Raw genomic sequence first — 11,066 nt, 5'->3', positions numbered from 1 at the left:
GTTCCCGCCATGACCACCCCCGCCCCGGTCGCGTCCGCCGCCCGTGCCCGTCGCCGCGCGGCCCGTTCCGGCCCCTGCCCGCAGCTGCGCATGGGACTGAACGGGTTCCTCGTGGCCTGGCTGCTGCCCAACCTCGTGATGGCCGCCGTGGTGGCGGTCCTGGCCGTGGTCCCGGGCCTGCAGGCCTTCGGCAGCCTGACACCGCTGCTGACGGTGGTCGGGGTCGCCGGGCTGGTGGTGGGGCTGCCGCTGTGCCTGCTCGTGAACTGGGCGTTCCGGCACGTGCTCAACCAGTGGGTCCACGTGCTGGCGTACGCGCTGATCGGCATGCTCTACGGCCTGGTGGTGCTCACGCAGGGCGCGGCGGGCATCCTGCCGATGCTCATCCCGGTGATCGGATTCCCGGCCGCCGTGCTCATGGCCCTGGGCCGGACGGCGGCCCGTCCCCTCGTCCGCACGGTCACCCCGGAGCCGTCGCGCACCGAGCCGGCCTGAGCACGCCCGCAACGAGAAAGGACGATGGCCGGATGGCCATCGTCCTTCTCGGAACCGCGTCCGGGGCCCGCATCCCCTCAGGCATGTATCCCGGCTCGTGATTCGCACTGTGCACCGTCTCAATGGGGCATGACCCACTCTAGGAGGGACGACGGCGCCCCCGACAGTGGCGGATGGTGCAGACTTTCGGGCGATGATGTGAGGCAGCTCACATGGACGTGGTCCATGACGGTGCCGGCGCCGGCCTCAGTCAGACGGACCGGGGGAGCACCGCGCGCACCCGCCACCCCCAGCCCCCCGGCCCGGCCTCGATCGCGCCGCCGAAGGTGGCCACGCGATCCCGCATGGAGTTCAGGCCCACACCGGAGGAGTTCCACTGCGGCGGGCCGGACCGCTCGGCGACGGTGTTCTCCACCGCGAGCACCACGTCCGACCCCGCGTCGCGGAGTTCGATGCGCACGCGCGCGCCCTCGCCGGCGTGCTTGGCGACGTTCGTGGTGGCCTCCTGGAGCACCCGGTGCAGGGTGGACCGCACGGAGATCGGCATCGCGTTCTGGTCGCAGCGGACGTCCGTCTCCACCGTCATTCCGAGACTGCGCAGCTCCTCGGCCAGGCGGGCCACGGACAGGACCGGATCCGCGGACGTCGCGCCGTCCGCGTCCCCCGCGGCGCCCGGCTCACCGCTCGGGTCCACGATCCCGTCCTCCTGGAGGACGGAGAGCATGCGCCGCAGGTCCCGCAGCGCGTCCTTCGCGGAGTCCCCCACCACGTCCAGCACGCTCTGAGCCGCCTCCGGGGTGCCGAGGTAGCGTGCCGTCCGGGCCTGCATCGAGATGATCGTGAGGTTGTGCGCGACCACGTCGTGCAGGTCGCGGGCCAGGGAGCGACGCTCGGCCTCGGCAGCCAGCCGGGCCCGTTCCTCCGCCTCGAACACCCGGCGGCGATCCCGCTCCCGCCGGGTCAGGCTCTCGCGGATGAAGAGCCCGCCGCCGAGGCCCATGGACATGAGCAGCAGGATGAACCACGTCGCGTTCGCCTGACCCACCGCGAACGGCTGGGCGACGCCCCAGGTCAGCGCCAGGACGGCGGCCGTGACGACGAACCCCCAGGAACGGGCGGTCGCCGCGACGGCCCCGAGGACCACGGGCGCGACGACGGCGAAGAGCACCTCGGAACCGCCGACGACGGTCGCGACGGCCCCGGGCAGGAGCAGGGCGAAGCCCACCGTGCTGCGCCACCACTGGGCGAGGAAGGCGCTGGTCGCCGACGCGATGGCGATCCCGTCCAGGACCGGGATGACGCCGTGGCCCGGGCCGAACAGACCGATGTCGGACGCGGTCGAGGCGAGCAGGAACGCCGACCCGAAGGCGAGATAGACGCGGCTCAGCGGCGCCGCGGCCCAGAACGCGCGCCACCGCAGGCTGCGCGCCTGACGCCACGCCGAAGAGCGGCGCGCCCGGGAGGGCGCGCCGCTCCGGACGGAGGGGGTCGATGGGCTCGAATCAGGCATCGGGGGCGGACCGCCCCGGGGTCAGTCGCACCAGATGCCGAAGTGGCGGCACGTCCACTCCGCAGTGCCTTTGCCGAGGCCCAGGGTCGTGACGACGTCGTCCTCGGCCGAGGCCGCCGAGGCGGCGGCGGCCGGAGCGCCGACGAGGGTGGAGGCGAGAAGGAGAGCGGAAGCGAGGAGAGCGCGAGTCTTCATGGCCCCAGTATGTATGACGCCCGTCACAAATGGTGCACGCCGCGCACAGGCCGCGCCGCGGCATGGCGCAGATGACGGCCGGCGGGCACCCCGGCCTCGCCCCGACGCCGACAAGGTGGCATGCGCCACAGCACCGGTTACGCTGACCTGCGTGTCCGAAGAGCTGCGCATCCTGATCGCCGACGACCAGCCGCTCATGAGCGGCGCGCTCCGCGTGCTCGTCGACTCTGCCCCCGGCATGACCTGCGTGGGTGTGGTCGCCAACGGCGTCGAAGCCGTGGAGGCGTGCGCCGCCATCGAGCCGGACGTGGTCCTGATGGACATGCAGATGCCCCTGATGGACGGGGTGGAGGCCACACGCCGGATCAAGGACACCCACCCCGCGATCCGGGTCCTGGCGATCACCACGTTCACGTCCGAGGACTACCTCGTGCCGGCCCTGCGCGCCGGAGCGGGCGGCTACCTCCTCAAGGACGCGGAGCCGCCGGCCATCCTGGGCGCCATTCAGGCCGTCCATCGCGGCGAGTCCGTGCTCTCCCCCGCCGTGGCGACCAAGCTGCTCGTCTCGATCGAGCGGGACCGGCCGACGGTGGGCCCCACCTCGGTGCAGCCCGGCAGCCCCGACGGCTCCGACCTCACCGAGCGGGAGCTGGGCGTGCTGCGGCTGCTGGCCAGGGGTCAGTCGAACCCGGAGATCGCCGCGAACCTCTTCGTCTCCGAGTCCACGGTCAAGGCCAACCTCACGCGGATCATGGCCAAGCTGGAGGTCCGCGACCGCGTCCAGCTGATCATCCGGGCGGCCCAGCTCGGGCTCGTCACCCTCGCCCTGGACTGAGCGCGGCGGGGTCAGCCACGGGCCGCGATCTCGTTGCGCCGCGTGTTGAGGTCCTTCAGGACTTGCATCCCGTGCTCCACCACCGGGTCCGCCTCGGCCAGGAGCGACTCCTTGGCCGGCCCGTAGGCGAGGTCGGCGAACGTGCCGTTCTCCGGGTCGAGGGCCCGGATCTCCTGCTGCACCAGGCGCACCTGGTCCAGGCCGGCCGCGTACTCCACCGCTCGCTCGTCGATCTTCGTCAGGGACGCCTCCGCGTCCTCCGGGATCTGCTCCAGGGCGAACTGGGCCTCGTAGAGCCGGTTCTGGTACGTGCAGGGCTCCTCGATGTCGTAGAGCCCCACGCCGCGACCCACGGCCTCCTGATTGGCCTGGGCGATCTCCTCCGCCAGGCGCTTGCCGACGGCGACCTCCGTGGGGGCGGCCATGCCGGCCTCCGCCATGGCCACGTTGACGGTGCCGCCGCCGATCGAGATGACCGCGCTCTCCATCCCCTCGGGCGCGCCCTCGTCCGAGGTGGTCATGCTCGCGGTCGCCCCCTGCGGGAGCCGATCACGCAGCCAGGCGTAGGACTCCTCCCCCATGCAGAGGTTGGGGCCGACCTTGAGGCCCTCGGGGTTGCGGCCCGCGCTCGTGACGCCGGCGAGGACCACGGTCCGCTCGGTGCCGCCTTGGTTCACCACCACGGTGTTGCCGTCCAGCACGGTGACGATGTCCACGCGGGCGGCGTCGGCGGCCACGCCGCGGAGGACGGTGACGATGCCCAGCAGGAGCAGGACGGCGGCGACGGCGAGGAAGACCAGCAGCCCCTTCAGGGGGACCCGGGCACGGGCGGCGACGTGAGTCATGCGGACTTCCTGCAGGTGGACGGCGGGACGGGGGGCCGCGACGACGGCCCGGAGCCCGAGTCTAGCGAAGGGCCCCGGGACCGCCGAGCGGCGGGCCGAGGGACGGCTGCGTCGGGCTCAGCGCTCCCGGCGGTAGAACGGCGTGGCCACCACGGTGAACGGCTCGCCGCGGCCGCGCAGGTCCACCTGCAGGGACGTGCCCTCGGCGGCCACGTCGCGGCGGACACGGGCCAGGGCGATGGGGTGTCCGAGGGTCGGGCTGGGGGCGCCCGAGGTCACCTCGCCCACCCGCTCGCCGGACTCGTCCAGCACGGCGTAACCGTGCCGGGCGGCACGCCGACCCGCGCCCTGCAGCCCCACGAGGACCTCCTCGACGTCGTCCCTGCCGACCAGCGCGGATCGTCCGACGAAGTCGGCCTCCTTGCTCGCGGGCACCGCGAAGCCGACGCCGGAGGCGTGCGGCTGGTGCCCGGTGTCCAGCTCGTTGCCGTAGAGCGGCATGCCCGCCTCGAGGCGCAGCGAGTCCCGCGAGGCGAGCCCGCACAGCGTCAGCTCCACGCCCGCCTCGTCCGCGGCCGAGAGCATCGTGTTCCACACGGCGGAGCCGCGGTCGCCGGCCTCGGCGGTGGAGGCGGCGGGCAGGAACAGCTCGAAGCCGTCCTCACCGGTGTAGCCGGTGCGGGCGACGACGGCGATGACGTCACCGGCGTCCGTGGGCACGGTCAGGGTCAGGTGGCCGTAGTACTTCAGCTCGGCCAGCTGCGCCGCGGCCTCCGGCATGGCCCGGGCGAGGATCCTCTCGGCCTGCGGGCCCTGCACGGCCACGAGGGCGGTGGTCGAGGACTCGTCCTCGACGACGGCGTCCCAGCCCGACGCCCGCTGGTTCAGGGCGGTGTGGACCGCGGCGATGTTGCCAGCGTTGGGCACCACCAGGTAGTCGGGCTCGGAGCCGGCCTCGCCGTCGTCCATCCGGTAGACGATCGTGTCGTCGAGGATGGTGCCGGCGTCCGTCAGGCACAGGGCGTACTTGGCGCGGCCGGGCTTCAACGTGGAGAGCACGCTCGAGAGGGCGTGGTCCAGCATGGCCCCGGCCTCCGGGCCGGTGACCCGGATCTCGCCCATGTGGGAGAGGTCGAACAGGCCTGCGGAGGTGCGCACGGCCTTGTGCTCGGCCAGCTCGGAGCCGTACTTCAGGGGCATGTTCCAGCCGCCGAAGTCCGTGAACGTGGCGCCCGCGGCCTCGTGGACCGGGTGCAGCGGGGAGTTGCGCGTCGAATCGCTCATGGGGGTGATCCTCTCAGTCCTCGTCGGCGGTGTCGGCCACGGCGCCCTCGAACGCCTCGGGCGGCGGGCACGAGCACACGAGGTTGCGATCGCCGTAGGCGCCGTCGATGCGGCCCACCGGCGGCAGGTACTTGTCCAGACGCAGGCCCGGCACCGGCGTGCCCGCCTGGGCGCGCGAGTAGGGGCGGTCCCACTCGTCGGCCATCAGGACGTTGAGGGTGTGCGGGGCGCGGCGCAGGACGGAGTCCGCCACGGTCTCCGGGGTGACGGCGGTGATCTCGGCGTGGATGGCCTCCATGGCCTCGATGAACCGCTCGATCTCCTCGAGGTCCTCGGACTCGGTGGGCTCCACCATGAGCGTGCCGGCCACGGGGAACGCCAGGGTGGGGGCGTGGAACCCGTAGTCGATGAGGCGCTTGCAGACGTCCTCGGCGGTCACGCCCGTGCGGGCCGTGAGCTCGCGCAGGTCGAGGATGCACTCGTGCGCCACGAGGCCGTCGTTGCCCGTGTACAGCGTCGGGTAGAGGGGCGCGAGGCGGCGGGAGATGTAGTTGGCGCCCAGCAGCGCGTGCGCGGTGGCGGAGCGCAGGCCCTCGGCGCCCATCAGGTGGATGTAGGCCCAGGAGATGGGCAGCACGCCGGCCGAGCCGTGCGGGGCCGCGGTCATCAGGGCCTCGCGGGAGGGCAGGTACGGCACCAGGTGCTCGCCCACCGCCACGGGGCCCACGCCCGGGCCCCCGCCGCCGTGCGGGATGCAGAACGTCTTGTGCAGGTTCAGGTGGGAGACGTCTCCGCCGAACTCGCCCGGCTGGGCCAGGCCCACGAGCGCGTTGAGGTTGGCGCCGTCGATGTACACCTGGCCGCCCGCGGCGTGCACCGTGGCGCAGACCTCCTTGACGTCGGCGTCGTAGACGCCGTGCGTGGAGGGGTAGGTGATCATGATGGCCGCGATGCGGCCCTCGTTCGCCGCGATCTTGGCGTCCAGGTCGGCGGCGTCGATCGTGCCGTCGTCGGCGGTGGCGACGACGACGACCTTCAGCCCCGCCAGCACGGCCGAGGCCGCGTTGGTGCCGTGGGCGGAGGCCGGGATCAGGCAGATGTCCCGCTCACCCTCACCGCGGGCCAGGTGGTACTGGCGGATGGCCCACAGGCCCGCGAACTCGCCCTGCGAGCCGGCGTTCGGGGCCACCGAGACGCCCGCGTAGCCGGTGATCTCGGCGAGCTTGGCCTCCAGATCCGCGATCAGGAACCGCCAGCCCTCGGTCTGGTGGTCGGGCGCGAACGGGTGGATGGAGCAGAACTCGGGCCAGGAGATGGCCTCCATCTCCGCGGTGGCGTTGAGCTTCATGGTGCACGAGCCCAGCGGGATCATGGTCCGGTCCAGCGCCAGGTCGTAGCCGGAGAGGCGGCGCAGGTAGCGCAGCATCTTCGTCTCCGAGTGGTGGGTGTTGAACACCGGGTGCGTCATGAACGCGGAGGAGCGGCGTAGCGCCTCCGGCACGGCCGGGGTGGCCACGGCGCCCTCGTGCGCGGAGGCCGGCAGGGAGCCCGCGTCCAGGCCGAACGCCGTCAGGACGGCCACGAGGTCGGCGTCGACGGTGGTCTCATCGGCCGCGATCCGCAGGGTGTCCGCGTCCACCAGGCGCAGGTTCACGCCGTTCTCCTCGGCGGCCTTCAGGACCTGCTCAGCCCGGCCGGGCACGCGGACGGTGATCGTGTCGAAGAAGTGCTCCTCGGCGACCTCGACGCCGCCGGCCCGCAGCGCCTCCGCCAGGCGGACGGCCTGGGCGTGGGCGTGGCGCGCGATGCGGGCGATGCCCTGGGGGCCGTGGTAGACGGCGTACATCGAGGCGACGATCGCGAGCAGCGCCTGGGCGGTGCAGATGTTGGAGGTGGCCTTCTCGCGCCGGATGTGCTGTTCGCGCGTCTGGAGGGCGAGGCGGTAGGCGGGCTTGCCGGCGTCGTCGTGGGAGACGCCCACGAGGCGGCCCGGCATGCTGCGCTGCAGGCCCTCCTTCACGGCCATGTAGGCGGCGTGGGGGCCGCCGAAGAACAGGGGCACGCCGAAGCGCTGCGTGGAGCCGACGGCGATGTCCGCGCCCTGCTCCCCGGGCGGGGTGATCAGGGCGAGGGAGAGGATGTCCGCCGCGACGGTCACGAGGGCGCCGGCCTCCTTGGCCTGCGCGATGACGGCGGCGTGGTCGTGGATGCGGCCGGAGTCGCCGGGCTGCTGCAGCACGACGCCGCACAGGCCCTTCTCCTCGACCTCGGCGCGGACGTCCTGGGGGATGCCTGCGGAGAGGTCGGCCACGCGCACGTCGATGCCCACGGCCTCGGCACGCAGGCGCACCACGGAGAGGGTCTGCGGGAAGAGGTCCGCGTCGAGGAGGGTGACGCCGTCGGTCCTGCGACGGTTGGCGCGGTGCATGAGGAGCACGGCCTCGGCGGCGGCGGAGGCCTCGTCCAGCAGAGAGGCGTTGGCGATGTCCAGGCCGGTGAGGTCCTGGACCATCGTCTGGTAGTTCAGGAGGGCTTCGAGGCGGCCCTGGGAGATCTCCGGCTGGTACGGCGTGTAGGCCGTGTACCAGGCCGGGTTCTCCAGCACCTTGCGGAGGATGACGCCCGGGGTGACGGTGTCCGAGAAGCCCTGCCCGATCATCTGGGTCTTCATGACGTTGCGGCCGGCGATCTCGCGCAGCTGCTCCAGGACCGCGGACTCGGTCAGCGGGGCGGGCAGCTCGAGGGGCTTCGGCTGGCGGATGCCGGCGGGGACGGCGGTGTCCACGAGGGCCTCGAGCGAGTCGTAGCCCAGGGTCTGCAGCATGTGCTCGACGTCCGCGGGGCGCGGGCCGATGTGGCGGGCCACGAAGGGGGCCGAGGCGGTGTCCTTGGGCTCGACGCGCTCGTGGGGCAGCGCGGTCGTGCTCTCGGTGGTCTGGGGGCTGGTCACGGGGTACCTCCGGGGGGATCCTGCCGTGGTCACGGCGTGGGTCTGCTCCTCCCCGCTCTGTCATGGACCTGAGAGTTTCCGACGCCCGGGTGGGCGGCTTGCACCGTCGGTGGTCTCGGTCCGGACGCGGGCGCGGCGGAGTGAGACGCTTTCCAGAGCGCCTGACCCCACGCGGTACGGATGCCTGAGAGATTCCCGGGGAGGGTTTGCTCCTTCGGCGGCCTGCTCACGCGGCCGGCCGGGGCAGGACGCGCGCCGACGCTCTCCCGCGCGGGGCATGCGGCGTGCCGCCAGTATCCCACACGTGTACGCCGCGTCACAGGGCGCCCGGGAGGGGCCGGACGGGGCGTGTCGAAGGCTTTCGTTGATGAAACGGGCGCCCGGGAGGGGTTGAGTCGCCCCACGCGCCCGTGCCTACCGTGGCGAGGACGGGCGGGCGTGTTCCTCCGCCCCGGAGCCGACCGAGGGAGCGATCCACCCATGTACACCCGCAGCCGGAACGACGTCGAGAAGGTCGAGTGGGGCGGAGGCACCTCCGAACGCCTCATCACCGCGAAGGACGAGATGGGCTTCGCCGTCGCCCACACGATCGTGCGCGCCGGATCGTCCTCGAAGCTCCAGTACCGCAACCACCAGGAGGCCTGTTACTGCATCGCGGGCAACGGCTCCGTGGTGGAGCCGGACGGCACCGTCCACGAGATCACGCCGGGTGTCATCTACGTCCTGCCGGACCACGAGCCGCACGACCTGCGCGGCGGCACCGAGGACATGCACCTGATCTCGGTGTTCAACCCCGCCATCACCGGCGACGAGAAGCACACCCTGTCGGAGGACGGCTACTCCAGCTACTGAGCCCGGGCACGGTGACGGGAGGCGTCGACGACGGCGCCTCCCGCGTCGGCGCCGACGGCGGCGTCCGGTCGTAGGGTGGCGGGGTGCTCAACCTGTGCGCCCCCGAGCGCACCGTGCGCCGCAACACCCACCTGGCGCTGGTGCTGACCGCGATCGCGGGGATCCTCAACTCCGTGGGCTTCGTCGCCGTGGCCACGTACACGTCCCACATGACGGGGATCGTGGCGTCCATGGCGGACGCGGCGGTCCTCCACGCCCCGGGTCTGGTCGGCACGGGCCTGCTCGCGCTGGCCATGTTCATCCTGGGCGCGGTCGTCTGCGCGCTGGTGTTCAACTGGGGCCGGGTCAACGGCCTCCGGTCGCGGTACGCCAACATCCTCCTGCTCGAGGGCGTCGGCATGCTGGTGTTCGGCCTGCTCGCCGAGCACGTCCGCGATGCGCACCGGCCGCTGGTCGTGGTGGCCGTGCTGTGCTTCACCATGGGCCTGCAGAACGCCTTGATCACCCGCATCGGGGCGTGGCCGATCCGCACCACGCACGTGACGGGCATGGTCACGGACATCGGCGTCGAGCTCGGCAAGATCCTGTACCGCAACGGCCCCGGGGCCGCGGCCCCCGTCGTCGGGGAACCGCGGCGCGTGGGACTGCTGGCGCTGCTCGTGGCCCTGTTCTTCCTGGGCGGGGTGGCGGGCGCGGCCGGCTACCTCTGGCTGGGCTTCGAGGTGGTCATCCCGGTGGCCGGCGTGCTGCTGCTCATCGCCCACCGCCCGCTGATCCAGGACCTGCAGGACGCGTGGCTCACACGAAAGCCGAGACGCCGGTGAGGGCCCGTCCCACGATCAGGGTGTTCATGCCGTAGGAGCCCTCGTAGGAGTAGATGGCCTCCACGTCCCCCATGATCTTGGCGATCTCGTGCTCCGTGAGCAGGCCGTTGCCGCCGAGGGCGTCGCGGGCGAGCGCCGCCGAGGACCGGGCCAGCCGGGTCGAGGTGGCCTTGGCCATCGCCGCGTGCATCATCTCCATCCGCCCCTCCTGCCGCAGGGCGTCCACCTGGAGCATCATCCCGGCGGAGGCGGCCAGGTTGCCGGCGACCTCGGCGATCTGGGCCTGGATCAGCTGGAACGCGGCCAGTGGGCGGCCGAACTGCTCCCGCCGCAGCGCGTAGGAGCGCAGCACGTCCAGCACGCCCATCTGCGCGCCGACGCCCTGCCAGCCGACCCACATGCGCGAGTCGCGCAGCAGGGCGCGGGTGGCGGCGAAGGTGGTGGCGCCGGGCAGGATCGCGTCCGCGGGCAGACGCACGTCCAGGGTGATGTCCGCGTTCTGCATGATCCGCAGGCCCATCTTCCCGCTGATCTTCGTGGCCTCGTAGCCGGGGGTGTCGGTGGGCACCACGAAGCCCTTGATCTCGCCGTCGGCGGTGTCGCGCGCCCAGACGAGCGCGACGTCGGCGATCGTGCCGGCCCCGATCCAGCGCTTGGCGCCGCGGATGACCCACTCGTCGCCGTCGCGGGTGGCGGTGGTGGCGAGGCCGCCGGCGATGTCCGAGCCGTGGTCCGGTTCGGTGAGGCAGAACGCGCCCAGGGCGTCGAAGGATTCGAGGCGCCCCTGCCACGTGGCCTTCTGACGCTCTGAGCCCAGGCCGGCGATCATGCCGAGGTTGAGCTCGTTGTGGATGCCCACGAGGGCGGACAGGGACAGGTCCACACGGGCGATCTCCGCGTGCACGAGCTGCTGGAACAGCGAGGACGAGCCGTCCAGGACGAGGCGCCCCAGACCCAGCTCGGCCAGGCCCGGCAGCAGGTCGAACGCGAACTCCTCGGCGTCCCAGTAGCGGGTCAGGTGTGGCCGCACGCGGGTCTGCAGGTGGTCCTCGATCGCGTCGAGCCGGGCACGCTCGACCGGTTCGAGGCGGTCCCGCAGGCGCAGCAGGTCCACGTGGGGCAGGCCGGGTCCTGGGCCAGGCGGTCGAACCAGTCGAAGCCGAAGTTGAAGTGCTCGAAGCGGGGCCACTCGAACTCGGCGCGGGCGCGCTCATAGTCGGTCTGGCACTCGACCAGCAGGTCGCGGGCCGCGCGGAACACCTCCGTCGGCGACGGG

Annotated in this window: 11 protein-coding genes and 1 riboswitch; of the genes, 4 read left to right on the top strand and 7 right to left on the bottom strand. The window is 72.6% G+C overall.

Translation table 11 applies throughout. The features are described from left to right. A partial coding sequence (locus CITRIK5_RS11585) for a hypothetical protein (protein WP_236557191.1) occupies positions 1-495 on the top strand: 495 nt, incomplete at its 5' end. Between the two features lie 250 nt (positions 496-745). On the opposite strand, the gene CITRIK5_RS11580 is transcribed toward CITRIK5_RS11585, so the two are convergent. Together CITRIK5_RS11580 and CITRIK5_RS11575 are read right to left on the bottom strand one after the other, a co-directional pair. Continuing rightward, a complete protein-coding gene (locus tag CITRIK5_RS11580) occupies positions 746-2,005 on the bottom strand; it encodes a sensor histidine kinase (protein ID WP_044659069.1) in 1,260 nt (419 codons plus the stop codon). A gap of 21 nt (positions 2,006-2,026) precedes the next feature. Beyond that, a complete protein-coding gene (locus CITRIK5_RS11575) occupies positions 2,027-2,200 on the bottom strand; it encodes a hypothetical protein (protein WP_002856694.1) in 174 nt (57 codons plus the stop codon). Between the two features lie 151 nt (positions 2,201-2,351). On the opposite strand from CITRIK5_RS11575, the gene CITRIK5_RS11570 reads away from it, so the two are divergent. Further along, positions 2,352-3,035, top strand: a complete 684-nt coding sequence (locus CITRIK5_RS11570) for a response regulator transcription factor (RefSeq protein WP_061867535.1) — start codon at positions 2,352-2,354, stop codon at positions 3,033-3,035. An 11-nt stretch (positions 3,036-3,046) separates the two neighbouring features. On the opposite strand, the gene CITRIK5_RS11565 is transcribed toward CITRIK5_RS11570, so the two are convergent. The 3 genes from CITRIK5_RS11565 to gcvP all read right to left on the bottom strand — a co-directional run bounded on the left by CITRIK5_RS11565 (position 3,047) and on the right by gcvP (position 8,114). Beyond that, complete coding sequence (locus CITRIK5_RS11565; protein WP_002856692.1) at positions 3,047-3,880, bottom strand: thermonuclease family protein; 834 nt, start codon at positions 3,878-3,880, stop codon at positions 3,047-3,049. 117 nt (positions 3,881-3,997) lie between these two features. Next, positions 3,998-5,164: a glycine cleavage system aminomethyltransferase GcvT gene (gene gcvT, locus CITRIK5_RS11560; protein WP_044659070.1), complete on the bottom strand. Its 1,167-nt coding sequence runs from the start codon at positions 5,162-5,164 to the stop codon at positions 3,998-4,000. Positions 5,165-5,177: 13 nt separating this feature from the next. Further along, the gene (gene gcvP / locus CITRIK5_RS11555; RefSeq protein ID WP_159833665.1) at positions 5,178-8,114 is read right to left on the bottom strand and encodes an aminomethyl-transferring glycine dehydrogenase; all 2,937 of its coding nucleotides are present in this window, start codon (positions 8,112-8,114) and stop codon (positions 5,178-5,180) included. 162 nt (positions 8,115-8,276) lie between these two features. Continuing rightward, a riboswitch (glycine riboswitch) is annotated at positions 8,277-8,393 on the bottom strand. A 201-nt stretch (positions 8,394-8,594) separates the two neighbouring features. Between gcvP and CITRIK5_RS11550 the strand changes: the two genes are divergently transcribed. After that, positions 8,595-8,966: an ectoine synthase gene (locus tag CITRIK5_RS11550; RefSeq protein WP_020624813.1), complete on the top strand. Its 372-nt coding sequence runs from the start codon at positions 8,595-8,597 to the stop codon at positions 8,964-8,966. A gap of 83 nt (positions 8,967-9,049) precedes the next feature. Next, complete coding sequence (locus CITRIK5_RS11545; RefSeq protein ID WP_036338795.1) at positions 9,050-9,790, top strand: YoaK family protein; 741 nt, start codon at positions 9,050-9,052, stop codon at positions 9,788-9,790. On the opposite strand, the gene CITRIK5_RS11540 is transcribed toward CITRIK5_RS11545, so the two are convergent. Together CITRIK5_RS11540 and CITRIK5_RS12295 are read right to left on the bottom strand one after the other, a co-directional pair. Beyond that, entirely contained in the window at positions 9,765-10,904 is a 1,140-nt protein-coding gene (locus CITRIK5_RS11540) for an acyl-CoA dehydrogenase family protein (protein ID WP_236557190.1), read from the bottom strand. The two genes, CITRIK5_RS11545 and CITRIK5_RS11540, sit on opposite strands and share 26 nt — an antisense overlap. Next, on the bottom strand, positions 10,805-11,066 hold a 262-nt coding region (locus tag CITRIK5_RS12295; protein ID WP_236557207.1), incomplete at its 5' end, for a hypothetical protein. The genes CITRIK5_RS11540 and CITRIK5_RS12295, both read right to left, overlap by 100 nt.

Source organism: Micrococcus sp. 116 (genome assembly GCF_902506395.1).
In the GTDB taxonomy this organism is placed as follows: Bacteria; Actinomycetota; Actinomycetes; order Actinomycetales; family Micrococcaceae; genus Micrococcus; species Micrococcus luteus.
Note: the sequence above shows the minus strand (reverse complement) of the source record. Positions and strands in the feature narration are given on the sequence as shown.